The sequence below is a fragment of the Methylobacterium sp. WL18 genome (genome assembly GCF_008040015.1).
GTDB lineage: Bacteria > Pseudomonadota > Alphaproteobacteria > Rhizobiales > Beijerinckiaceae > Methylobacterium > Methylobacterium mesophilicum.
Genome location: NZ_VRVD01000002.1, coordinates 1 through 24,309, shown reverse-complemented (window position 1 = coordinate 24,309; position 24,309 = coordinate 1). Strand labels below are relative to the sequence as shown.

Annotated in this window: 25 protein-coding genes; 20 read left to right on the top strand and 5 right to left on the bottom strand. The window is 62.8% G+C overall.

Going from position 1 to position 24,309, the window contains the following annotated elements; all coding sequences use genetic code 11:
* The first annotated feature begins 19 nt into the window (after positions 1-19).
* The 11 genes from FV228_RS00380 (at position 20) to FV228_RS00330 (ending at position 7,557) form a co-directional block, all read left to right on the top strand.
* On the top strand, positions 20-907 hold the full coding sequence (locus tag FV228_RS00380; RefSeq protein WP_147852772.1) for an alpha/beta hydrolase: 888 nt from the start codon (positions 20-22) through the stop codon (positions 905-907).
* A gap of 29 nt (positions 908-936) precedes the next feature.
* On the top strand, positions 937-1,761 hold the full coding sequence (locus FV228_RS00375) for an alpha/beta hydrolase (RefSeq protein ID WP_147852771.1): 825 nt from the start codon (positions 937-939) through the stop codon (positions 1,759-1,761).
* A gap of 30 nt (positions 1,762-1,791) precedes the next feature.
* Positions 1,792-2,760: an MBL fold metallo-hydrolase gene (locus tag FV228_RS00370; RefSeq protein ID WP_147852770.1), complete on the top strand. Its 969-nt coding sequence runs from the start codon at positions 1,792-1,794 to the stop codon at positions 2,758-2,760.
* 82 nt (positions 2,761-2,842) lie between these two features.
* Entirely contained in the window at positions 2,843-3,502 is a 660-nt protein-coding gene (locus FV228_RS00365) for a pyridoxamine 5'-phosphate oxidase family protein (RefSeq protein WP_147852769.1), read from the top strand.
* 203 nt (positions 3,503-3,705) lie between these two features.
* Positions 3,706-4,455 (top strand): MBL fold metallo-hydrolase, encoded by a 750-nt coding sequence (locus FV228_RS00360; protein WP_187277570.1) that lies wholly within the window; start codon positions 3,706-3,708, stop codon positions 4,453-4,455.
* The gene (locus FV228_RS00355; RefSeq protein WP_147852767.1) at positions 4,442-4,780 is read left to right on the top strand and encodes an SH3-like domain-containing protein; all 339 of its coding nucleotides are present in this window, start codon (positions 4,442-4,444) and stop codon (positions 4,778-4,780) included. The genes FV228_RS00360 and FV228_RS00355 overlap by 14 nt, the downstream gene beginning before the upstream one ends.
* On the top strand, positions 4,777-5,442 hold the full coding sequence (nthA, locus tag FV228_RS00350) for a nitrile hydratase subunit alpha (RefSeq protein WP_147852766.1): 666 nt from the start codon (positions 4,777-4,779) through the stop codon (positions 5,440-5,442). Before FV228_RS00355 ends, nthA begins: the two co-directional genes overlap by 4 nt.
* Complete coding sequence (locus FV228_RS00345) at positions 5,439-5,777, top strand: SH3-like domain-containing protein (RefSeq protein ID WP_147852765.1); 339 nt, start codon at positions 5,439-5,441, stop codon at positions 5,775-5,777. The genes nthA and FV228_RS00345 overlap by 4 nt, the downstream gene beginning before the upstream one ends.
* A 47-nt stretch (positions 5,778-5,824) precedes the next feature.
* On the top strand, positions 5,825-6,202 hold the full coding sequence (locus FV228_RS00340) for a DUF302 domain-containing protein (RefSeq protein WP_246693772.1): 378 nt from the start codon (positions 5,825-5,827) through the stop codon (positions 6,200-6,202).
* 105 nt (positions 6,203-6,307) lie between these two features.
* Positions 6,308-6,835, top strand: coding sequence for a cytochrome P460 family protein (locus tag FV228_RS00335; RefSeq protein ID WP_147852763.1), 528 nt, complete (start codon positions 6,308-6,310; stop codon positions 6,833-6,835).
* Positions 6,836-7,164: 329 nt separating this feature from the next.
* Positions 7,165-7,557, top strand: a complete 393-nt coding sequence (locus FV228_RS00330) for a DUF305 domain-containing protein (RefSeq protein WP_147852762.1) — start codon at positions 7,165-7,167, stop codon at positions 7,555-7,557.
* Positions 7,558-9,131: 1,574 nt separating this feature from the next.
* Here the strand turns inward: FV228_RS00330 and FV228_RS00325 are convergent.
* The 3 genes from FV228_RS00325 to FV228_RS00315 all read right to left on the bottom strand — a co-directional run bounded on the left by FV228_RS00325 (position 9,132) and on the right by FV228_RS00315 (position 14,080).
* Entirely contained in the window at positions 9,132-11,330 is a 2,199-nt protein-coding gene (locus tag FV228_RS00325) for a DUF5906 domain-containing protein (protein ID WP_147852761.1), read from the bottom strand.
* A gap of 864 nt (positions 11,331-12,194) precedes the next feature.
* Positions 12,195-12,812 (bottom strand): hypothetical protein, encoded by a 618-nt coding sequence (locus tag FV228_RS00320; protein WP_147852760.1) that lies wholly within the window; start codon positions 12,810-12,812, stop codon positions 12,195-12,197.
* A gap of 26 nt (positions 12,813-12,838) precedes the next feature.
* The gene (locus FV228_RS00315) at positions 12,839-14,080 is read right to left on the bottom strand and encodes a site-specific integrase (protein WP_147852759.1); all 1,242 of its coding nucleotides are present in this window, start codon (positions 14,078-14,080) and stop codon (positions 12,839-12,841) included.
* Positions 14,081-14,520: 440 nt separating this feature from the next.
* Between FV228_RS00315 and FV228_RS00310 the strand changes: the two genes are divergently transcribed.
* The 6 genes from FV228_RS00310 (at position 14,521) to FV228_RS00280 (ending at position 19,917) form a co-directional block, all read left to right on the top strand.
* Positions 14,521-15,123, top strand: a complete 603-nt coding sequence (locus tag FV228_RS00310) for a hypothetical protein (RefSeq protein ID WP_147852758.1) — start codon at positions 14,521-14,523, stop codon at positions 15,121-15,123.
* A 563-nt stretch (positions 15,124-15,686) separates the two neighbouring features.
* Positions 15,687-16,655, top strand: coding sequence for a helix-turn-helix domain-containing protein (locus FV228_RS00305; protein WP_147852757.1), 969 nt, complete (start codon positions 15,687-15,689; stop codon positions 16,653-16,655).
* A gap of 187 nt (positions 16,656-16,842) precedes the next feature.
* Positions 16,843-18,531: an MCP four helix bundle domain-containing protein gene (locus tag FV228_RS00300; protein WP_147852756.1), complete on the top strand. Its 1,689-nt coding sequence runs from the start codon at positions 16,843-16,845 to the stop codon at positions 18,529-18,531.
* A 28-nt stretch (positions 18,532-18,559) separates the two neighbouring features.
* A complete protein-coding gene (locus tag FV228_RS00295; RefSeq protein WP_147852755.1) occupies positions 18,560-18,904 on the top strand; it encodes a hypothetical protein in 345 nt (114 codons plus the stop codon).
* A 323-nt stretch (positions 18,905-19,227) separates the two neighbouring features.
* Positions 19,228-19,410 carry a hypothetical protein gene (locus FV228_RS00285; RefSeq protein WP_147852754.1) on the top strand — a complete coding sequence of 61 codons (183 nt, stop codon included), beginning with the start codon at positions 19,228-19,230 and terminating at the stop codon, positions 19,408-19,410.
* 255 nt (positions 19,411-19,665) lie between these two features.
* Positions 19,666-19,917 (top strand): hypothetical protein, encoded by a 252-nt coding sequence (locus FV228_RS00280; RefSeq protein WP_147852753.1) that lies wholly within the window; start codon positions 19,666-19,668, stop codon positions 19,915-19,917.
* 129 nt (positions 19,918-20,046) lie between these two features.
* Here the strand turns inward: FV228_RS00280 and FV228_RS00275 are convergent, their stop codons facing one another.
* Positions 20,047-20,445, bottom strand: a complete 399-nt coding sequence (locus tag FV228_RS00275) for a PRC-barrel domain-containing protein (RefSeq protein ID WP_147852752.1) — start codon at positions 20,443-20,445, stop codon at positions 20,047-20,049.
* A 266-nt stretch (positions 20,446-20,711) separates the two neighbouring features.
* Here FV228_RS00275 and FV228_RS00270 point away from each other — a divergent pair, with 266 nt between their 5' ends.
* Positions 20,712-21,602: a DMT family transporter gene (locus FV228_RS00270; protein WP_246693770.1), complete on the top strand. Its 891-nt coding sequence runs from the start codon at positions 20,712-20,714 to the stop codon at positions 21,600-21,602.
* A 9-nt stretch (positions 21,603-21,611) separates the two neighbouring features.
* Here FV228_RS00270 and FV228_RS00265 read toward each other — a convergent pair whose 3' ends face one another.
* Positions 21,612-22,535, bottom strand: coding sequence for a hypothetical protein (locus FV228_RS00265; RefSeq protein WP_147852751.1), 924 nt, complete (start codon positions 22,533-22,535; stop codon positions 21,612-21,614).
* Between the two features lie 136 nt (positions 22,536-22,671).
* On the opposite strand from FV228_RS00265, the gene FV228_RS00260 reads away from it, so the two are divergent.
* Positions 22,672-23,235, top strand: coding sequence for a nitroreductase (locus FV228_RS00260; protein WP_147852750.1), 564 nt, complete (start codon positions 22,672-22,674; stop codon positions 23,233-23,235).
* 27 nt (positions 23,236-23,262) lie between these two features.
* Positions 23,263-23,892, top strand: a complete 630-nt coding sequence (locus FV228_RS00255) for a flavin reductase family protein (protein WP_147852749.1) — start codon at positions 23,263-23,265, stop codon at positions 23,890-23,892.
* Positions 23,893-24,309 lie beyond the last annotated feature (417 nt).

Genomic DNA, 24,309 nt, shown 5'->3' with positions numbered 1-24,309 from the left:
TCGATGCGAAGGTGGCTACGTGACTGATCCCGCCAGCATTCCGGTCACCCATTACCGCACCGCCAAGGTCGACGACGTGAACGTCTTCTACCGAGAAGCCGGCCCGGCGGGCGCACCGGTCGTGTTGCTGTTGCACGGCTTCCCGACCTCGTCACACATGTTTCGCAACCTGATCCCGCTCCTCGCGAACCGCTACCGCGTCATCGCACCAGACTATCCGGGCTTCGGCGGCAGCGATGCTCCTGATCATCGGACGTTCGCATACACGTTCGCGCACTACGCCGACCTCGTCGATGGGCTTCTCTCCCAACTGGGGGCGGGCCGTTACGCGATGTACGTGATGGATTACGGTGCCCCGGTCGGCTATCGGCTCGCCCTCAAGCATCCCGAACGTGTCAACGCGCTGGTCGTCCAGAACGGCAACGCTTACGAGGAGGGGCTGAAGGAATTCTGGGATCCGATCAAGGCCTACTGGCGCGAGGATACCCCGGAACGGCGTGACGCTCTCGCCTTCCTCGTCGCGCCGGAAACGACGAAGTTTCAGTACGTCGACGGCGTCGCCGACGTGACCCGGATCGATCCGGACAACTGGCTGCACGATCAGGTGCTTCTCGACAGGCCGGGCAACAAGGATATTCAGCTCGACCTCTTCCGCGACTACGGCACCAACGTACCACTCTACCCGCAATTCCAGGCCTTCTTCCGCGAGCGCAAGCCGCCGACGCTGATCGTCTGGGGCCGGAACGATACAATCTTCCCGGCCGACGGCGCACACCCGTATCTGCGAGACCTGCCCGACGCCGAGCTGCATCTGCTGGATACCGGGCATTTCGCCCTTGAAGACAAACTCGACGTCATGGCGCCCATGATTCGGGACTTCCTCGACCGTAACGTCGCCGGCCGCTGAGGTGCAGTTGGCACGCGAGGGGGCGGCGCATGGGAACGATCAAGGTCGAAGACGGCACCGAGATCTACTTCAAGGACTGGGGCGAGGGGCAACCCGTGGTCTTCAGCCACGGCTGGCCTCTCAGCGCCGACGCCTTCGAGGATCAGATGTTCTTCCTCGCCAGCCAGGGGTACCGCTGCATCGCGCATGACAGGCGGGGGCACGGCCGCTCCAGCCAACCCTGGACCGGCAACGACCTCGATACCTACGCGGACGACCTAGCCGCGCTGGTCAGGGCTCTCGACCTTCGGGAGGTCATGCATGTCGGCCACTCGACGGGAGGGGGCGAAGTCGCCCGCTACATCGGCAGGCACGGCACGGAGCGGGTCGCGAAGGCCGTTCTGATCGGCGCCATCCCGCCAATGATGCTCAGGAGCGTCGACAATCCAGACGGGACGCCCATCGAGGCGTTCGACGTCCTCCGCTCCGCTGTGCAGGTCGACCGGTCGCAGTTCTGGAAGGATCTGAGCATGCCATTCTACGGCTACAACCGCCCCGGTGCAGCCATTTCGGAGGGCGTGCGTGAGGCGTTCTGGCTGCAGGGCATGATGCCAGGCTTCCCCGCTTCGTACTTCTGCATCAGGGCGTTCTCAGAGACGGACCTTACGCAAGATCTCACTCGCTTCGATGTTCCGACGCTGGTACTTCATGGCGACGACGATCAGATCGTGCCGATTGATGCCTCGGCGCGACGGTCCTCGAAGATGATCAAGGATGCGAAGCTCCTGGTCTACGAGGGCGCCCCACACGGATTGTGCACCACCCACAAGGACCGCGTTAACGCGGATTTTCGCGACTTCCTGTCGGCGTCATAGCGGCCCGCCCGCCAGAAGGAGAGCCGTGTGATGCCGTCATCTCAGTTTCAGCTCTCCCACAGAGGCCTCTGCCTCTGTGGCACGCCGGATACGACATTCGGGGCGAACGGAACGTGGCTCTCCCCGAGACAATCCTTCGCTAAAGCGCGCGGTATCGTCGAGACGATCAAGTTCGAGGCGGCGAAGGCTGCCATCAAGGTCCACCATCTCCGCGGCAACATCGCGGTCTTGGAAGGATCTGGCGGCAACATCGCGGTTCTGGCGGGCCGCGCCGGTAAGATTCTCGTCGACGCCGGCATCGCCGTGTCGCGCCCGCAGGTCGCCTCAGCGCTCGCGACGCTCGGCCCCGAACCGGTCACGCATCTGATCAACACGCATTGGCACTTCGATCACGCCGACGGGAACGCTTGGCTGCACGAGCTGTCCCCGACAATCATCGCCCATGAGAACACGCGCCGGCACCTCTCGACCACGCAGCGCGTCGAGGACTGGGACTACGACTTCGTGCAGCTTCCGGAAGCGGCACTGCCGACCGAGGTGTTCGCAACAGATCACCGCCTGAGCCTCGACGGTACCACGCTGGCATTGCGCTACTATGGGCCCGCCCACACGGACAGCGACATCTCGGTTCACTTCGAGGAGCCCGAGGTCCTGCATGTCGCCGACACGTACTGGAACGGTGTCTACCCCTTCATCGACTATTCGACCGGCGGTAGCATCGACGGGAGCATCCGTGCTGCGGAAGCCAATCTTGCCCAGGCGACCGAAAGCACCATCGTCATCCCCGGCCACGGCTTTCCAGTCAGCGACCGCGCGGGGCTGCAGCGGTTCCACGACATGCTCGTCACGGTGCGGGAGAAGGTCGCCGCACTGAAGGCGCAGGGAAGATCACTGGAAGAAATCGTGGCGGCGAGACCCACGGCAGCCTTCGACGAAGTCTGGGGCCAATTCGTCATCACGCCAACGCTATTCACCCGCCTCGTTCACGAAGGTGTCTGAGCGAGTACGGCCAAATTGAAATCCGAGTCGGCGACAGCGCCAGAGGATCCAAGCGAGGACGATTTGACGGGGAGGAGGCAATATGGGCCGCAGGTACTCCGATATCGCCTTCACGCAGTCGGTGAAAGCGGTTCAAGAGGCGCAGGGAAGCCGAAATCTCTACGCGCGGTACGACGCGCTCGATGAGCCCGGCGCGCGGCTCGGTCCCGGCGAGCGCGCGTTCATCGCGGCACGCGACGGCTTCTACATCGCGACAGTCTCGCAGACCGGCTGGCCTTACGTGCAGTTCCGCGGCGGTCCGCCGGGCTTTCTGAGGGTCCTCGGCGAGGCTGACCTGGGGTTCGCCGATTACCGTGGCAATCGGCAGTACGTGACGACCGGAAATGTCGCCGTCGACGACCGTGTCTCGCTGTTCCTAATGGACTATCCAAGCCGGCGCCGCCTGAAACTGTTCGGCCGCATGCGGGGCGTCGAGAGGACCGACTTTTCCGAACAGGTCGACCGTCTCGCGCCGCCTGGCTACCGGGCCGTGATCGAACGTGCATTTCTGATCAGGGTCGAGGCGTTCGATTGGAACTGCCCGCAACACATCACGCCGCGCTTTACCAGCGCTGAGATTGCCGACGACCCGGAGCTCCGCGACCGGATCTGTGCCGAGGCGCAGGGTCGAACAAGGCAGCCTGGATCGCCCGGAGCCAGCGCCAGCCACGTTCGTGGCCCGGGATCGGGGACCGCGGTATGACTGGGCAGGAGGACACTACGGACGGCCGGTCCGTGCACTCCGCAGTTACTCCCGAACAGCGCGCTCACTCGGAAGTGGCGAGGCGAGCGCCTTATCGTTTCAGGCATGGCTCCTACGAAGTCACGGTCCTCAGCGATGGGCATCTGGTACTGCCTACGACACTGCTGGCCCCTGAAGCGCCGGCGGCAGACCGAAGCGCGGCATTGGAGGGCGCCGGTATCCGCTCGGAAATCTACGAGCCGGCGGCCAACATCCCCCTAGTCCGCACCGGTGAGGAGCTGATCCTGTTCGATACCGGCGGAGTGGGGTTCCAGCCGGGTCTCGGGCAACTCTCTCGGCACCTCGCGGCCTCGGGCATCGACGCCGGCAGCATTACGAAGGTGGTCCTCACCCACGGTCACCCGGATCACATCTGGGGGACCGTCCTGGCAGACGGTGCTCTGCGCTTCCCCAATGCCACCTACTATGCCGGCGCGACCGAGTGGGACTTCTGGAACCACGACGACGTCTGGACGAAGCTTCCTGACGCTCAGCGGCCGTTCGCGATCGGGGCCCGTCGCCAGTACGCAGCCGTACGCGACCGGGTTACGATGGTGCGCCCCGGAGACGAGGTGATTTCCGGGATCCGAGCCATGGCGACCCCGGGTCACACGCCGGGCCACCTCTCCTTCGAGGTGGCCGGAGGAGACGGGCTGATAATCGCCGGCGACGTCGTCACGACGCCATCCGTGTTCTTCCCAAATCCCAGGTGGACGTTCGGCTTCGACGCCGACGACGGGCAGGCCATCGCCAGCCGCGAACGCCTGCTGGACCGCGCGGCGAGCGAGCACGCGATGCTTCTAGGCTATCACTGGCCCTATCCCGGCGTGGGTTTCGCCGAGCGGGACGGCGCTGGCTACCGCTACCTTTCAGAAGATGCCGACCGAGCGGACGCCAGGGATGACAGCTACTGAGCGGGACCAGAGCATCGTATGGGCTTTGGGTGAGACGCCCAGCTTCAAGGTTGGCGAGGGTGTCAGGATCGCGAAGCGCTCTCCGGTCGGGCACTATCGCGTGCCGCTGTACCTGCGTGGTCGTGAAGGTGTGATCGAGAAGGTCATCGAACCGGCCGGCATCGACAACGAGGAGGAAGCGTACGGGCGCAACGCCGGTTCGAGGCTGCACTACTACCGCGTCGCCTTCGCGATGGCGCAGCTCTGGCCCGATTATGCGGCTTCGTCGCGCGACAGCCTGCACATCGAAGTGTTCGAGACCTGGCTTGAGAGGATGGGGGAATGAGCGCGCACGGGGATCCGAACGTTGATCATCACGGGCATGATCACCCCCATTCGGAGATCGTCCACACGGGACGACCCGGCTACTACGAGATTATGGAGACCGCGGTGCGGGAACTCCTGATCGAGCATCGCCTCATCGGCGCGGACGAGATCCGGAGACAGATCGAAGTCCTGGACTCGCGCACCCCCGCTCTCGGCGCCAAGGTTGTCGCGCGGGCTTGGGTCGACCCCGACTTCAAGGAACGTCTCCTCGCCGACGGCCGAGCCGCCTGCGAGGAGCTCGGAATCAGCTTCTACGACGACACCGGGCTTATCGTGCTGGAGAACACCGACCAGGTGCATAACCTGATCGTCTGCACGCTGTGTTCGTGCTATCCTCGGCCCGTTCTTGGACTTCCACCCGACTGGTACAAGCTGAAACCTTTCCGGTCCCGTGCCGTGAGCGAGCCGCGCGCGGTTTTGGCAGAGTTCGGCACCATCATCCCTGACGACGTCGAGATCCGGGTGAGCGACTCGACCGCGATGGTCCGCTACCTCGTCCTGCCGCGGCGACCGGCAGAAACGGAAGGCTGGGGCGAGGAGGAACTGGCTGCCCTTGTCACGCGCGACACGATGATCGGCGTCGCGCCCGTCAAGCTTCCAATTGCTGGAGCCGACCGATGACCCAGACCGAGATGCTGCTGAAGCGGCTGCCGAACGACATCGGAGGCCTGGACGGTGGGCACATCCAGCGGGTCGAACACGAACTTGAGCCTTGGGAGAAGCGGTGTCACGCCCTCGCCGACGTGCTCGACTTCTACAAGATTCTCAACACCGAGGAGAAGCGTAGGGGTGTCGAGGCGCTTGGAGCCGAGATGGTCGGTGCGCTCAGCTACTACGAGCGGTGGATCGCCGCGTTCGCCAATATTTTGTTCGCGAAGAGCATCCTGACCCCAAGCGAGCTGGCCGCCAAAATGGACGAGGTGGCGGCCCGCTGGGACAGGGAGCCTCGCCCATGACGGCCGGTTTTATCGAGCATGAGAGCCGGTTCCAGCCCGGCGAGACCATGGACAACCTTGTCGGCGCCGTGGCGGAGCGCGGCCTGACGGTGTTCCTCCGACTGGATCATGCGGCCGCGGCGGCCCAGGCGGGGCTCAATCTGCGGCCGACGCAATTGCTGGTGTTCGGCAGGGCGGAAGGCGGAACGCCTCTGATGCAGGCAAACCAGACCATCGGCGTTGACCTGCCTTTACGCGCCCTCGTGTGGTGTGATCCGGCGGATCGGACTTGGGTCGGTTACGACGACCCCCTGTGGCTGGCGGAGCGTCACTGCTTGACCGACGGCAATCCGAGGCGTGCCGCGGAGGCTCTCTCGCGGCTGGTGGAGGCCTGCGTGCTTCAGGCTTCCGGAACCGACCCGGCGAAACCACGTGGAGCGCTTTAGGTCGAGCATGGCGGCCTCAAGACTCCGCCACACGGATCTGACGTCAACCGCCGGAGCGGCGTCAATCGAGAAATAGTTCAGCATAGGGTTCAGGGGGAGAACACCATGAGAACGGCATTTCTTCGCCTCGGTGCATACATCATGGGCGGCTGCGTCATGGTCTTTCTTCCATTGGCGGCTGGAAGTGCTGATGACGATGCTGCTCCGATCTTCGGCATCAGACTTCCTGCAGGGTACCGCAATTGGCAATTGATCAGCGTGGCGCACGAAGCGGGTAAGCTCAACGACATTCGTGCCGTTCTTGGAAACGACATCGCGGTCAAGGCATATCGGGAAGGGACGCGCCCATTCCCGGATGGCGCCATCATCGCGCGGTTGGCGTGGGAGTATGTGTCGTCCGCCGAAAACGACGCGGTTTTCGGCCAAACGCAATCGTTCGTTCCCGGCTCCCCGACGAACGTGCAATTCAGCGTCAAGGACTCTAAGAAATTCGCCGATACGGGCGGATGGGGGTACGGCCAATTCGAAGGTGGCAAGCCCAACCGGAGCGAAGAGCTAATGATTACCTGCGCGCCATGCCATGCTCGCGTATCGTCAGACCATGATTTTGTCTTTACGCGCTACGCACCTTGAGAACCAGCTTTGGTCCGGCAATTAAAATTCAGTTTTTCAGCATCTTGCGTCTAATACGGACAGGATCGACAAAACTCTGCAATCCGAATTCATCGCTTTTGTTAATTGAGGATTGGAAGCCGTTTGCGACGACCGACGTCAATACGCCCCATCTTCGAAATACGCGGCAGGCCCATTCAAGCGCCCCTGGACCCGGCCGACGGCAGCCACGCAACCGGCGATGCCGCGCACTTGGCGACAGCTCGAACGACGCGGTGCAACTCGCCAGCCCGGAAGGCGCGACCGACAGCGGTAAGTTCGAGTGGCTCCTACCCCGGAGAGGAAAACTCATGACCCACAACCCCGCACTTCTCGCTGTCGCTCTGCTGTGGACCGGGGTGGCTAGCCCAGTCCTCGCGCAGGGCGTGAACGGTCACGGCTCAATGGTCGGCATGGAGATGGGCTCGACGAAGTCAGACGCGAAAGACGACGCCTCGACCAGAGAATTCAAGGCCGCCGACACGGCGATGATGAAGGATATGGACATTCCCTATATCGGCGACCCCGACGTCGACTTCTACGCCCACATGATCCCGCATCACAAAGGCGCGGTCGCCATGGCGAGGGTCGCCCTGAAGCATGCCAGGGATCCCGCCACCAGGGCGATGGCCAAGAAAATCATTGCCGACCAGGTCACGGAGATCTCCGACATGGAAGCGTGGCTGAAGAGGCATGGCAGGTGACCGCCGAAGCCAAGACAGCCAGCCGAGGCGGTTCGAGCACGCCTCCCCGATGAAGTTCTCGTCCGCCCAGGGGACCAAAATGCAAGCCGCCTGCAAAAGCACCCTCTATCGCATGGGCACAATCGCTGCCATCCGTGGCGAAAGATACCGCGGTCCGCTTTCCGGCGGCTGTCACACGAGCCTGCCCGACCGGCTTGGGTCGGTAGGAGCCTGTCCGCTTTTCGAGCACACCTCCTCCGAAGCGGCCATTCCGCTTACGGCCAATATCGGCCGCTCGCGTCAAGGATGCTAGGCTGCTGCAAGCGGACACCTACATGGCCCTCAAACTTTCACCGGCTCCGAAATGCAAGGCAGTGCAGCATCATCCATTCGGACGCACGGAACGGCGCTCAGGGGGGCGACAGCGGCGATTAGGCGTCTGATGTATGTGGTCTGCGTTGAGCAGACGCCTCGCCGTCTGAGCCTCGCTCTAGCGGTTTCTCGCTACGGGTGCTGCTTGCCGAACTGCATTTCTCAAGCCACGCTCCGAGTCGCCCGACGATCCGTTCCTGAACGCGGATCAGGCGGTCGGTCAGCAGAGCATGGGTTGTCGGGTGCATGCCCTTTGGCCGAAGGGGAGGGGGACTGATCGCTCCATTTGGCGGAGCCTCACCCGCGATGCGTGCGTAGAGGCGGCAGGTTCGAGCGATGTCGTTGGCATCCTGGGCCCGATGCTCAACCGCGTAGCGAAGTTTGTGCGCCTCTCGGGAAAGAAAGCGTTCGGCCCCGCGGGGCAGGTAAAGCCGGCAGGCCCGCGTCCCAATCAGCGGACAGATGAAAAACCAGCGGCGGCCACCGAAAGGAGGGCGGGGCAAGGAATAGATGGCGATACGCTGCTCTTGAACTCGGCCGTTACGGACGACGAAAGTGATATAAATATACGGAGGTTGCCCCTCCGTTAGGTCGGAAAGGACGTTCAAAGAGCCAGCGTTTGTGCGGCCAGGATGATGCACGAGGTCGGCCGATCCGGTTACCGCTTGGCCTTGATGGAGATGCCATGTTCGAAACAGCTCGCTGATGTCGAGGCAGGCGGCGTTCTTGATTAGCACGTGGCGTTAAGTGCGGGGACGAGCCATCGGTATTCCCCAAACCGAACGCGAAAATTACCGGCTGAATCAAGTGCGTTAGGTCCATGGCCAAATCTTCCTTCAGGTGTAGAAGCCCAACATAGCAGGCTTTGTCTGCACGAACTCCGCACAAGGCACTTTGGCGACGCCGAACTCAAGCAGAACTGTGCAATATCTGCTGATCGCGCAGCATTTTTTCGCCCTAGCTCTCAGTCTATTAAGTGCTTGATAAACAAGAAGTTGCGGCATTTGCGATATCTGCGATAGAGAAATCGTCGACATCGCTGCGAGTCCTGCGGACGCATAAATAATCGGATGCGTATCTATTGCTGTAAAATAGATATCGCAGATGTCGCATATGCCGTTTTGCTATTATCATCAACTACTTAGCGCGCCGCATCCCCGCGCCCGGGATGTCGGTCAACCAATTCGATATTCCCCACCCGCATCACGTCACTAATTTCGACATCAAAACTCATGCCCGTCATCAGCTTCTTCGGAATCATTATCAGGATCCATCCAGTCATCAGGCTGCTCCCATGGCCAATCCTGCTGAAGTAACTTGTCGAACTCGCGTCGGCACGCAGGGAGGGATGGGAACTGGTAGACGTTCCCCCGCTTCTCTCGGCCCTTCGCCTTGAAGCGACGCTCAACCTTCCTCAGCCCTGGAAGTAGATCTTTCAGAAATTTTCCGATTTGCACCTCGATGGATCTGAAGCGCGCTCCGGTTTTTCCTGCATGCGTGACGTAGTCCTCGTAAAGGTACTGGGTCACACATTCGTTTCCGGAAAGAGGCGGGTAGGACGGCAGGCGCCCGTTCGCCAGCACTCCTAAGAACCACTTCTGCTCTGGGCTTAGAGTACTAGTTTTCTCAACGAGAAGCTCGGCCGTCCTCGGCACGTCGTCGCGTGGGTGCCACTTGCCAAGATCCATGTTGAGTAGACTGAAGAGCATCGCCTCACGCCCGCCGTTATCGAGTTGCTCGTGGATGGCCCTAAACCACTTGTCATCCCCAACGCGACATGCTGACACCCGGAACACTGCGAAGCGCCGCGCCGTCGGCCCCGCTGGAACTGTCCACGCGTTATTCGAAGCAATCATAATGTGCAGGCAGTTATCTACTTCGTAGGGGTTAATGCCTTTCGGCTCGATGAGGCGTGTGGGCTCCGTCACCAAGCCTTTCAATACACCTTCTGCCGACTTATCACCGGGCCAGAACGCCTCATCCGCGAAAAGAAAACAGATATCTTGCAGATGTGCATTGAACTTGCCGGTCAGGTGGTCGGCCCGGTCTACGCGACGCCCGTGCGTTCCAAATATACGCATAATCGCGTTGCCCAACGTCCCCTTCCCCGCGCCCTCCTCGTCGCTCTTAAACACAAGTACAGCCTCTGCGCGCTCACCTGGGCTTTGCACCGACCAGGCCAACCACTTTTTGATATACAAAGCGTGGTGTACGTTTCCGCCCGCGAGCACCTCATCGATGTGTCGCTCCATCAGCGACCAGTCACCTCGGCGCGGACTGATGCCGAAGCCCTGCCACAGGTTCAGCAGCCCCGGCGCCTCACAGATCTCCCCCCTCATGCCTGGGGCGAACGTGATACCGTCGTACTGTCGCCGATTTGGGTGAGAGAGCCACCAGGATCCCGCTTTTTGCCGCCCAACCTTGATATGATCGTTCAGCCCTTTAAATGCTTCAAAAGTGTAATAAACAGGCTTGGTTCGGCCTACCCTGTCTCTTTTAAATGCGACCACACAATTTTTGCCTTCTATGTCAACGACGCAATATTTAGCGTTGATTTTGATAAGCAGCGCAGTATCATCGATTTGAATTTCCGAATTTACAGAATTGTACTCAAGCCATTTCGCAACAGCATTCGCTTGCTTTTCACCGAATATTTCTTGCAATTTCGGTAAACCGTAGGTGTTTTCTCCCCTCTTGAAAGCTTCCACAGCATCGTTTGCGGCACGGCGTCGATCCTCGACTTCATCGTCCCCGGCAAGCTCCGCAAGCTTAGCAACGACGTTAGGTGCATTCTCTCGGAAGGCCTCATTACACCGAGCTAAAAAACCTCCTAGCGCCAAAGCCGTATCGTGACGGGAGCCTTGATCGGGCCAGTATCGAAGGAGGAGCGAGAGCGAGGCGCAGATAGCGGCGCGGCGTAACAATTCGGCACCTGCTACGTGCGTCGGGTCTCCTGAGCGCTCCCATTCGATCCGCTCCCCCGACGCATGCCTTGAGCCCGGAAAGACTGTCTGTGTTCCTCCTACACCCCCGATGCGAATTTCCAAAAGCATTGAGCCGTTGGTCGGATCTTTAAACGAAATGGTGCCCTTCTTACGTGTCTCGGCCAGGTCGGTAATATAAAGATAATGAGATAAAGGTCTACTAGATCGTCCAAAACGCGCATTTGTTACTGGTAGAATGCCCGGCGCTAGACACAAGGCCTCGCTACAATCAAGATCAACGTCGGTTAGCCCGCCGCTTGCCTCCCCCATAATGACACCAATGTTGCATCCCGTTCCAAAATGCTCCTCCAGTTTCGTTGCGCGGATCCGAAAATTCGGCCCGTCTTTTATGATGGGAGCCTTTTCGCCAATTGGTATAGGTATGATGCACCACCCGCGCTTTATATATTCGGCTGCAATGCCGACGATGCTTTGCATTGTTTTATTCACTGCGGCCTCCCATTCCGTAAGTCTGCCGCAGCTTTTAGAGCAGACAGAATTTCCTTGACATCTCGGAGTCTAGGCTTGAAAGGATTCCCGGATTCGTCAAGGGATTTATCGAGAAAGGCCCAGATCCTATTCTCGACTTCAGCTATATTTAATTCCCTGCGTCCCTCATGAAATTGATCGTAGATAAACCTAAAATCTGTAAATGTTATATGGATACGTCGCGCACAGAGCATTGGGTTATCACGGGGTAGCCTTCGTGATTCATTGGGGTTCCCGCTATTTTTATTTGTGGCGGCCGCATATAATTTTTGCGTGTCAGGGGTATTTTGTTCCGTGATAGATTTGTTATTTCCAGACATAGCTAAATCCACCTTTTTTCGAGCATGGTTTTTAGGCGCGCATGCACACTCTCGCGCCGAAGAGACGCGACTTCTGAATGTCGTAAGCAAATTTGCCGTAAAATAATGAGAATTTGCAGGTCTTCATGCAGGCGCTTAAAGAAAACTACCGTATGTCCCGCCAGTATTCATTGATATACGAGATAAAACAATCAATATTTTGCTGAAATTATTTTAAATAACTCTTCTATTTTCTTCCCATCCCTGAATTTCATCGACTCGCCACAGTAGTCGCCGCCCGACCTGAATCGCGCGCGGGAAGCTCCACTTTGGATCGTGACGGTATCGCCAAACACTCATGGGCGAACATCTAAGGCGCTCACAGAGTTGGCTTAAGGTGTAATGCTGATATTGATTAGACTGCTGAGAGTTCATGCTAAGCACTCACTTCAAATTAAAGCGACGCTCAGCACCCTAACAGTAGCGCGCAGAACCGCACGCACGAACAGCCTGCTTAGCGGTCATCCTGTTCGTGCGCGCAGAGGAGGTTAAACATTTCTTCGCATGCCCTCCGCACATCTGATGTCTCGAGCGGCTCGAAATGTTCAATTAAAACGGCGGTTATGTCCAAGTATCGCCGGCATCCTCGAGATATTTTCCCGGTATGATATGTACGTAGTAAGCTTAGTGCAAATATTGCACAAATTTTCTTTCTATCCATATCGGCGCGCGCTTCTATGGCGCCCCCGCTTCGCCCCAATGAACAATATATTTTTTGCTGTTCGGCAACTTCGATAAGTCTTTTTAGCATCTCGTAAAATTCTTCGCGCAGGACAACGCCAGACTGCTTTAGGTACGCGAACATGACCGCACGATCCTCGCCTGCCAATGCATCTAAAGATCTCAGAAAATTTGTTGCAGATGCACTTACTTCTTCAATTAAACCCAATCGTTCGCGTCTGTTCCGCGTGGATAAAGAGCTGGAACCGTGAAAATAATCGAAATGGCCGTCTTCTTCAGCCTTGCGGTCAATTTCTGCCAAAACTGATTTCGCCAATTCATCCTCAGGTAATGAAGCAGGCTGAAGCAGATTTACAATCTCTTTTACTACTTCTTCGCGGGAAATTACCATGCTATGTCACCACATTTACATTATAATTATTTGTTGGAAAGCGCAGTGACGTGCTCGCACCATCTTTCTAATGCAATTGCCTTTTCAGCGGTGAATTCGTGCCGCTGATAAACTCCAACAATCCCGCCGAAGGATCCGCTGACATGATTCAGCACCTTCTCGATGGTTGGAAGGGCGATGCCGAGCTTCGCCATTCCTGATGCGGTCGTGCGGCGCAGATCGTGCAGCCGCCACGGCGCAATCTGCAGATCTATCCGACCAGTATGTTCTCGTGCCCTTCTCAGCATTGCCACGTCGAGGCGCCGTTTGGCCTCTGAGTAGCCCGACACGGGAGTTTTCCCTGTGGTTGAGAAAACGAGGGGGCAGCCTCCTATTTGCTGTACGCCTGCGATCAGCGCGTAGGCGGGCGCGGGGAGAATTAACGAGTGCTGGCGCCCATTTTTCACCCGTGCGGCCGGAATGGTCCAGGCGTTACCCTGCAGTTCGGACCACCGCATACCTCCCACCTCTTCACGCCGCTGCCCAGTTAGGCAGAGAAGCTTGAAGAGCGTGGAGAAGGGGGGGCCAACGGTATCGCAGGCTGACCAGAACCACCCCAGCTCATCGTCGGTTAGAACGCGATCTCGCGCTGGTGTAGGCTGAGGAGCCTCTACTCCGGTGCACGGACTCGTCGCAATAAGGTCGCGCGCTAGGGCCCAGTTGAAGAACCGGCGCAGGGCGGCGAAGGTATTCTGCTTAGTTGCCGGTCGGGCGCTGAGGACATCCAGGATGGCGATGATGTCCCGGCGCCGGATCTCCTCGACACGTCGGCCAGACCACTGATCGAGGATGCCGCCGCGGATGACGACGAGGCGATCATCAACGGAGCGAAGGCCTAGAAGCCTAGCCGTTTCCTTCCAGGTTCGATTTGCCGGACGCTGATCGCGTTCAATAAAAAGGCGGCCGACCTCCGTACAAAGAGTCGAATCGTCGCTTTTGGCGTGACGCTTCTCGCCAGCTGGATCACGTCCTTCTGCGACAGCACGAAGCGCCACACGGGCAGCTTCACGGGCATCGCCGAGCGAAAACGCTGGCCACCGCCCTAAGGTCATGTTCCGGGTGCGGCATATATGTCGATAGCGCAGCGTGAAGGAGCGAGTTCCAGAGGGCTGGACAACAAGATACAGGCCTGGAAGCCCGCCATCCGGGATCTCGCGTACACGTGCTTCGGGCTTGACCTGTTCGATAAAGCGCGCGGTCAGAGGCCTTGCCATGGTGTGCAGCTCCACGTAACATATACGTAACAGACTGAGGGCGTTTGGTCGCGTGTGATCGCGTGTGATCGCGTTATAACGCTAACGAACTTTTGCGGCTAAGGACAAGCAATGATTGCGGAAATTCCGGCTGATTGTTATGCAGCGTTTGCTTCCGTAAGGCCGCAGCAGGTCACTCTTAATCAGCGGGTCCTAGGTTCGAACCCTAGTGCGCCCACCAAGACTTCCCAGGACGCTCCTCACAATCTGTTTTGTCGGATCGTCGCCGCGCAGGCGCCGATGGGGCGTATCGGCTTGGCATCGTTGCGCCGCAACCCATTCACAACGAAATCAATTCTTTGGCGACAGCGCTGAAGACAATTCGTTCTACCTATGCAATTTCGGGTTTAGAACTATCTCCGCCTGAAGATGGTCTGGCTTTCGCATATCGCGGGCTGAACTCGGAGATTTGTCGGTTGGTTCGTTTCGCCTCGATTGTCGCCGCGGCGGGGGCAGGTGCCCTGGCGTGGTGCGGGCCCGCTTCGGCGGCACCGGAGATCACCCTCGCGGCGATCGCGACGGGCCGGCTCTACATCATCGGGACGACGGAGCGTCCGCACATGCCGGTGGTGTTGGAGGACAAGTTCCGCACTGACTCGGATGAGAAGGGCCGGTTCCAGTACGAGCTCGTCTATCATCCGAGCCGGTGCATCGTGTCCGCGATGATCGACGGCAAGAGTGTGGAGGCCGTCGTGAGCAATTGCGGCCAGACCTGCACGGCGGCGCCACAGACCGCGGCTGTCGGCCCCGCCTCAGTCACCCCGCCGCAGCCGCAGCGGGCGGTGCCGCACAATCGGGCCGCCGTCGCGCAGCCGTCGAGCCCCGCCGCCCCCGCGGCCGAGACGCCGGATACCGCGCTGAGGAACGTTCCGATTGCCCGGCCGCCGCGGCCGCCGCAACGACCCGCGGTGCAAACGCCCCCGCAGGTTCGGACCGTCCAACCGGCCAAGCCGGCGCGCAAGCCCCGGCCGTTGCCGCGGCAGGCCCCCGACGAGGCCGGCCCTCCGATCGCGGATTGATCGATCGCGCCGCCACGCTCGAAACCTGAACCGGCCAAGCCGGGACGCCTCGAGGCAAGGACGACGACGGACCTGATCGCTCCCGCCTCTATCGATGACATGGCGCAGGTGACAGACAGCCCCGTCGCGCCGGGGGCCTCCGATGCGCGACAATGCGGACGAGGCGCTCCAATCGGGGCCAGCGCTGCCGCCGGCGTTGCAGGCCCCCGTGCAGCGACCCGATCCCGGCCATCCCAGGATCGATACCGACTGACATTCCGAAGTAGAGCCACACAGCATCGCCGCGTGGGTTTGCCGAGGGCCACAGCGCGCAGATAACGGCCTTCTTCTGCGCGACGTTTTAACTCATACAAAACAGCCACTACAAAGGGTGACGATTATTCCGCCCAATGCCAGTGATCGAAATTTTATTTCCAATACAAAAATCTCGCACGAATCTTAAAAGATTGAATACAGTAAATATCTGATTTTTAGACCAATTAATTCGGATCTACCATTTTTAGGTGCGCTGATCGATAATGCGGCAATCCTGGATCGAGATTGCCGAGACGACTTGCGATTCGATGAAAATCATCTTTTCAGCTATCAGTGATCGATCCAATACGAATTTCAATCTCTGGAGGGATTTTGCCACGAGCCGCCTGATGCCAGCCGAACTGCTTCGGGTGGACGATGGTCCCTTCCACGGCTTGTTCGAAGGGACCGATCTCGGGTCGCTGCTGATCACCCGCTCGACGTTCAGCGCCGTGCGGGTCGAATCGACCCCGGCCACGCTTCGGCGAAACCACAAACGGGACACGCTTGCCGTGACGGTCAAGCTGTCCGGAACGTCGGTGTGCGAGCAGTTCGGGCGCCAGGCCGTGGTGCAGCCCGGTGAGATCGCGGTCCTGGATCGGGCGAGCCCGTCCGTCCGACAGACGTCCGGACCGTCCCGATCCTTGCTCCTGGAAATCCCCCGAGAGCGCTTCGAAAGCCTGCTCGGGGACGCCCGCCACTTCTCGGCCCTGACCATCGGACGGGACCTCGGCAGCGCTCGGCTGGTGACGACGTTCCTAGACACGTTGCTGCATGTCGAGACCGCGCTCACGGCCGACGTCGCCCAGCGGATGTCGGCCATCGCCGTGGACCTGATCGCGGCCAGTATCGCCGAGCGCCTGGCCAAGGAGGTTCCCCGGCCTTTGCACGGCACCGTCGTGGTCCAGCGGGCCAAGTCCCATGTCGAGGCCAATCTCGGCGACCTGACCCTAGACCCGCCCCAGCTCGCGGCGGCCGTCGGCGTGTCGCTGCGCCGCCTTCAGGAACTGTTCCATGAGCACGGGCAACACATCTCCGATTGGATCTGGCAGCGCCGGCTGGAGACCGCGGCCAAGCGCCTGGCCGACCCGGGCTGCCGACACCTGTCCCTCGGCACCCTGGCCTATGGCTGCGGCTTCGCCAGCCAGGCGCATTTCTCCCGGCGGTTCAAGGACAAATACGGGATGGCGCCGAGCGAGTTCCGGCATCTTGCCGATCGCGCCATCGCGAAACCCTGAATATACCCGCGCGGGTGTCCGATTCTGATCTCCCGGCGGGCCAGCACGGCCAACTCCGTCCATACCGCGTTGGGCTTCGTCCGTAATTACGGGACCAGAGCAATCAGCGGTTGTTAACATCTGTTGGTTAAGCATTCGCGGCTGCAGCCTGCGCAAATTTGCTATTCCGCTGCATTCCGAGGGTGCCGTGACGCTGCAATCTGTCTCCATCCGCACGAAATTGATCGTGGCGTTCACCATCCTGACCGTCTTCGTGGTTGGCCTGGGTATACTCGGGCTCGTCAGCACGCAGAAGCTGCGCGATCAGACCGTCGCCATCGAGACCAACTGGCTGCCGAGCATCAGGACGCTGAGCGAGATCAATACGCTGACGGCGCGGAGCAGCGGGCTTCTCCTGCGCCACACGCAGGCGACCGATCCGGCCCTGCTGGCCACCATCGAGAAGGACATCGGCAACTTCGACAAGTCCGTGGACGATAAGACCAAGTTCTATCGCACCTTGATCAGCTCGCCCGAAGAGCAGGCATTGGACGCGACGCTGAGCCGTGCGTCGGAAACCTTCCGGGCTGTCCGGGACGAGGTGCTGGCCCTATCGCGCCGGGGCGACAAGGCGCAGGCCTACGCGCTCTACGAGACGAACGGGCTCGCGCCCCGTCGTGCCGTCTCCACCACCCTCGAGAAGCTGATCGCCCTCAACAACGAAGGCGCCAGCGCCGCCGAGGCACAGGGGCTCGTGGTGTTCGAGGAGACCCGTACGGTGACCCTGATCGCGATCGGGCTCGCCCTGGTCCTCTCGGTCCTGTCGGGGGCGGTGATCGTCCTGGGTGTCACGCGCGGCATCCGGTCCGTGGTGCAGCCGATGCAAGCCCTGATCGCCGGCGACCTGTCGGCGACGATCCCGCACCAGGGCGACCGCACCGAGATCGGCACGATCGCGGACGCCGTGCAGGTGTTCAAAGACGGGCTGATCCAGATGAAGGCTCTGGAGGCCGAGACGGCCGAGGCCCGGCTCACAGCCGAGGCGCAGCGCAAGACCGGTATGCGCCAGATGGCCGAGACGTTCGAGCAGGCGGTCGGCGGCATCATCGGCCTCGTCTCGGCCTCCGCCACCGAGCTTCAGGCAACCGCGGGGGCGATGTCGGCCATGGCTGGCCAGACCTCGGCGCAGTCCGGCGCGGTGGCCGCCGCAGCCGAGGAGGCCGCCAGCAACGTCAACACCGTGGCGGCCGCCGCCGAGGAGCTGGGCTCGTCGGTCCAGGAGATCGGCCGCCAGGTCGACGGCTCGGCCAGCCTGGCGCAGCGCGCCGTCAGCGAGGCGGATCAGACCGCTGTGCTGGTGCAGGAGCTCAGCACGGCGGCGGCCCGGGTGGGCGACGTGGTCGGCTTGATCTCGTCGATCGCCGGCCAGACAAACCTGCTGGCCTTGAACGCCACCATCGAGGCGGCCCGCGCCGGCGCCGCCGGACGCGGCTTCGCCGTCGTCGCCTCCGAGGTGAAGGCGCTAGCCGAGCAGACCGGCAAGGCCACCGAGGAGATCTCGGGCCAGATCGCCCGGATCCAGGCCTCCACCGGCCAAGCCGTCACGGCGATCGGCTCGATCGCGGCGCGGATCCAGGAGATCAGCGGCGTGACCACCTCGATCGCCGCCGCCGTGGAGCAGCAGGGCGCGGCGACCCAGGAGATCGTCCGCAACGTCAGCCAGGCCGCCATGGGGACCGGGGCGGTGACCAGCAACATCACCGGCGTCGCCAGCGCCGCGGAAGAGACCGGATCGGCGGCGAGCGAGGTGCTGGGCGCGGCATCGGAACTCTCGCGGCAGTCCGAACACCTCGCCGCCGAGGTCGGCCGCTTCCTCGCCACCGTGCGGGCGGCCTGAACGGCGGGCCGCCAGGATCGCCGGCCCGATGCGCGGAGTCCAAACCGGTGCGCGCGTCGGCCCAAGCGACGTTTCGCGTTCCGAGCAACGATCGGTTGACCATGCCGACACCCCGCCGCTCGTCCAGGAGGGAGCCAGAACCAGATTGCGGACTTCGCCCGGCGGCTGCGCGTATCCCGCACTGTTCAAGGTCTTGGCCTTCCTGGCCGCGCTGGGATCGGTCGCCTGCGGTTTGCTGATCGTCCGGGACCTGCTCCAGTTGTTGACGCTGCAGCAGAGCCCGACCGAAGCACGCGTCGCAACGTTGCTGGCGGTTCTCGCCGTCGGCTCGAGCCTGGGCGCCGCCGCAAGCCTGCTTCAGCGCAATCGCTGAGCCGAATGCGGACAAAATCGATCGCGGCCCAGGTGTGCCGGAGCACGCCCGCCCGGAAAGCTTAGGCATACATCAGGGTCACACCGCGAACACATTCGCGGACCTGATGGAGACTTCCAATGCCCCTCGCAACCCGCCTCACCATTGCCGCCGCCGCGACGATCGCCACCTTCGCGGTCCTGGCCGGCTCCTACGTCCAGGCCTTGAGCCTCGCCCTGCCGGCTCACTTCGTCTGATGCGATCCGACCCGGCGACGGAACGCCCGGCAACCCGGCGCTCCGTCGCCCCAGACGGCCCAGATACCCTGCGCGGGGAGGCAAGCGATGCACGCCATCCTGACATCCATGCTCGACGGCGCGACCTGGGTCGCCGACAGGCTCGATACGCTTCTCGACGACGCCGTCATCGGCTTCGGAGCTGCAGCCCCGTTCGCAGTACGAGGCGAGGACGACGCCGGGCGTGAGGCCCAGGCTCCTGCGACCAAGCTCTCCCCAAACGCCCCATGACGGATTGATCCGCGGCCAGGGGCCCAGCGACGCCGAGCCCGCTGTCCGTACCGGCGCCGGCGTGGCTGCCCGAACCGCCTGAGTCGGCCTCAGGTGGCATTGAACGGGCCCGTGCGTCCGCGCACCGTCAGGGCCCCTGATCTGTGTCGTTTTCTAAAATGGTCGGCCGGCATCACTATTGCCGAGTCTGAGCAGCATCGCCATTTCTTGTCTCATTCGCGGACAAGTGGCGAAAAGCAGTCCAGGATTGAGCCAATGGCCGCTGCCACAGTAGAGAAGCCGCTGGACGTCGGCGGCCCGATCAGCCGGAGAGCCGCAGCGCTCGCCAACGTGAAATGGTTTCGGGCTCTGGCATCTCGCGTGCTGCGCGAAGGGGGGCCTCAGGCGACATTGCGCGCCGCCAACGCTAGAGCGGCGGCCCGCATCATCCTGCGCCAGGCCAAGCGGGACGCACTCGTCAACCGGATGGCCCGTGAGGCTCTGCAGGCGGATCGGGTCTCGCACTAGATCGGGCGCCTGTTCGACTGCGCCGTGCCGACGTATCCCTCGAAGCCTCCGCTGCGATTAAGCGCCGAGGTGATTCGGAAGAACCGGGGCCGCCGGGCAGCCCATGCCGCCGGCAGCCCCGTCGAACGCTCAGCGCTTGAACTTGCCGTCGTACTTGAACTCCGGCGCGGACTTCAGCTGCTCCTTGGTGGCGCCGATGATCGCCTTCCACTTCTTGGCGTCGGCATCGTAGCCCAGGGCCACGGAGGCCGGCGACACGGCGACGTAACGCTCGCCCATGCCGAGGAAGCCGCCGACCGAGACGATGTAGCCGACAACCTTCTCGTTGTGGATCGCGATGTCCTTGATCTCGCCGACGGTATTGTTCTCGGCGTCCGTGATGTTGAGGCCGATCAGGTTGTAGCTCAGCACAGCGTCCTGCGGCACGCTCTCGAACTTGGGGGCCACCGTCGGGGGCGTGGTGTTCGCGGCGAGGGCGGGTCCGGCGAGGACAGCGGCGGCGAGGGAAGCGAGGACGAGGCGACGCATCGAGATCTCCAGCGGCCCGGGATGGGCGCGGGGAAAGGGCCGACCTGCACGCATCGTTCCGCGTGATCGCAGAAATGTTAATCGCCTGAACATGGAACCGACCGGCCGGATCGTCAGGCCACCGCACGTGTCCTGCCGCGCGGCCGGTACAGTTCGGCTCGTCCGGCCCGAACCGTCCCTATCTGAGCACGCACAGCAGGCGCATGTCCCGGCGGATCAAGACCGAGGGGACAGTCGTGGCACGATCCGGGCAAGCATCGACGGCATTGACCGACCCAGGCGCCGGGCGGGACCTGGCCTCGGTAAAGCCGGGCGCGTGGATCGACGGGCTGGTCGGCGTGGCGATCTTCAGCGGCTCCCTGGTGGCGACCCGGCTTGCGCTCACCGGCATGGACGCGCTCTTCCTCAGCGCCGCACGGGCGGCCCTGGCCGGGCTCGCGGGAGCCGCCGCGTTGCTTATCCTGCGGGAGGCCTGGCCCCACAGGAGCGACCTCGGGGCGCTCGCCATCGTGGCGGCGGGCGTGGTGGTCGGGTTCCCCCTCCTGACCGCGCTCGCCCTGCGCACCGTCAACGCGGCGCACGGGACGGTCTTCGTAGGGCTGCTGCCGCTCGCCACCGCCGTGTTCGGCGCCCTGCGGTCGGGCGAGCGCCCCTCCGCGGCGTTCTGGATCCTGTCGATCCTGGGCGCCCTCGTGACGGTGGGCTTCGCGGCGCGCGGCCTCGACGGGCCGCCGGGGCCCGGGGACGCCTTCATGCTGGCGGCGATCCTGGTCTGCGGCCTCGGCTATGCGGAGGGCGGTAAGCTCGCGCGGCGGCTCGGCGGCTGGCAGGTGATCGTGTGGGCCACCGTCCTGTCGCTGCCGCTCTCCCTGCCGCTGGCGCTGGCCTTGCGCCCGGCCGATCCCGGCGCGATCCCGCTGCCGGCCTGGGTCGGCCTCGGCTACGTCGCCCTGTTCAGCATGCTGATCGGGTTCGTGTTCTGGTATCGGGCGCTGGCCCGGGGCGGCATCGCGGCGATCGGGCAGCTCCAACTCCTGCAGCCGTTCATGGGGCTGGGCATCGCCGCACTGGTGCTGGGCGAGCGGATCCAGCCCGCGATGATCGGGGCGGCGCTCGCGGTCGCGGCCTGCGTGGCTTTGGCGCGGCGGATGGCCTGAACTGAACGCTCAGCCGGCTTTCGCCACCACCTCGATGTCCCGGTCCATCCCGCTCTCGACCTTGAACTCGCGGGTGTAGACCTGCCCGTCATGCCGGGCGATCAGCACGTAGTCGCCCTCGGCCAGGGTTACCTGCGGAAACGCGCCGATCGCCTCGCGGATCGTGTCGCCGCCGGGGGTGAGGACCGAGAAGGCGGTGCCGGCATAGGCCTCCGCCCCGTAGGCGGCGACCAACTTGAGGGTGACGGTGGCGGCGCGGTGGTTGAGCGTCGCCTCGGTGACTTTGCCGTTCTCGACTCGCAGGTCGGCACGCTGGATCGCGTTGGATTCCCCGTAGGTCGAGACCACGTGATACGTGCCTTCCGGCAGCCGCAGGATCTCCCCGGCCTTGATGCCGGAGCGCACGAGCCGGCCTTCGGAATTAGTGCCCACCGGCACGAACACCGAGAACACCACCTGGGCGGGCGGGATCTTCTGGTCGCCGACGGCGCCGGCGAGCTTCAGCGCGCCGGCCGCGACCCGGAGGGTGTCGGTGGCCGGCTGTCCGCCCATCACGATGCGTTTCGAGGCGCTGGCGAAGCCGTAGGTGACGGTCGCCACGTAGGCGCCCGGGGGCAGGGTGAAGTTCGGCTCGGCCTCGATGGAGCGGCCGACGATCGAGGGCCGGGTGCCGTCGCCGCGATCCTCGTAGATCCGCCAGGCCAGGCCCTTGCGCAGCGGCACCCCCGCTCCGGACAACAGCGCCGACAGGGACAGCTGCGCCTCCGGTTCGGCCGGCGGCATGTTGGGCGGCAAGGTCGGGCTGGTGATCGACGGGGAGGGCAGGGGGTCGCCGAGGCGGTTCTGGAACACGCCCTGCTGCGCGCGCGCATCCGCGGGCATGAGGGCGGGCGAGAGAATTGCCAACGCCATCGCGGCAAGCCTCGTGCGCATCGGTCGAATCCTCATCAAGTCCCGGTCCGGTTCCGCCTGTGCCTCCGGACCATGGCGGCGGCAAGGCCGCACGGTCTTCCCCCGGGTGCCCGTGCGTGCCACATCCGGGTCCCGATTCATCCGCGGGACAGGACGCATGACTGCCACCCTCGACCTCCTGACGACGCGCCGTTCGGTCCCGCCGCTGCTGCTGGACGGCCCGGGGCCGGACCGCGCGCAGCTCGAGACCATCCTGACCGTGGCGTCCCGGGTGCCCGACCACGGCAAGCTGGCGCCCTGGCGGTTCATCGTGATCGCCGACGCGGCGCGGGAGCGGGTCGGAGACATCATCGCGGCCACGTTCGCGGCAGACAACCCCGATGCGAGCCCGGAGCGGCTCGCCCAGGAGCGCGGCCGCCTGATGCACGCGCCGCTGACCGTCGCGGTCGTCTCCCGCACGGGCCCGCACGTGAAGATCCCCGAATGGGAGCAGCTGCTCTCGGTCGGTGCCGCCACCATGAACCTCGTGGTCGCGGCCAACGCCTCGGGATTCGCCACGTCGTGGCTGACGGAATGGTACGCCTACGATCGCCGGGTGCTGGACGCTCTGGGCCTGGCGCCATCCGAGAAGCTCGCCGGCTTCGTGCATATCGGCCGGGCCCGCGAGGTGCCGTCCGACCGTCCGCGGCCGAGTCTTTCGGAGATCGTGACCTATCTCTGAGTGCGTCCCGACTCAGAAGGCGCATCCGTGCATTACGATCTCGACGTCCCGCGCGAGGCCCGCGCGCTCCCGCACAACCCCCTCAAGGCGATCGTGGCGCCACGCCCGATCGGCTGGATCAGTGCCATGAGCCGCGAAGGCAAGCTCAACCTCGCGCCTTACTCGTTCTTCAACGCGGTCGCCGACGACATGGTGGCGTTCTCGTCCTCGGGCCGGAAGGACGCCATGACCTTCGCCGAGGAGGGTGCGGAGTTCGTGTGCAGCCTGGCGACCTGGGACCTGCGCGACGGGATGAACGATTCCTCGGCGCCCCTGCCGCGAGGCGAAAGCGAATTCGCCTTCGCCAACCTGGAGACCGCCCCCTCGCAGAAGGTGCGCCCGCCCCGGGTGGCGGCCTCGCCTGCCGCCCTCGAATGCCGCTGGCTCCAGACCGTCCCGCTGGTGCCGCTCGGCGGCGGCGAGGCCGAGAATTTCCTGGTGATCGGCCAGGTCGTGTCGATCTACGTCGATGAGCGGTTCGTATCGGACGGCATGGTCGACACCGCCGCGATGCATCCGATCATGCGCGGCGGATATTTCGACTACTTCCACGCCACCGCGGAAACCCGGTTCCAGATGCGCCGGCCCAAGGGTGCGGCGGAGTTCACCGGATCCTGAAAGCTCGATTGAAGCGGGCGCAGCGGAGCATTGGACGTTTCGCACAGCCCCTGTCCCGGGCGCATGCAGCGCCAGCGGAATGCGGCCCGGGACCCAGCACGAGGCAACGCGAAGCGACTATGTCCCTCCAGGAGCGTGCCGCTACGCGGCGCTTTCCCTGCTGGGTCCCGGATCGCATTCCACTATCGTTCCAGGCGTCGAGGAGAGCGGGCGTGGCTCTCTGCTGAAGATAGAGAATCGCACCTGACAGGGCGCACCGTCGATTGAGGAGTTGTTTACCATAAGCGGCGCAGGTTCACGGTGTCCTCAGACCCCATGCGCGCCCGGATGTTCCTGTTCACCACACCATCCAGCCCATCGGAAAGCAGCCCGCCCGCGCAGGCGCCGCGGGCGGGCTGCTTTCCGATGGGCTGGATG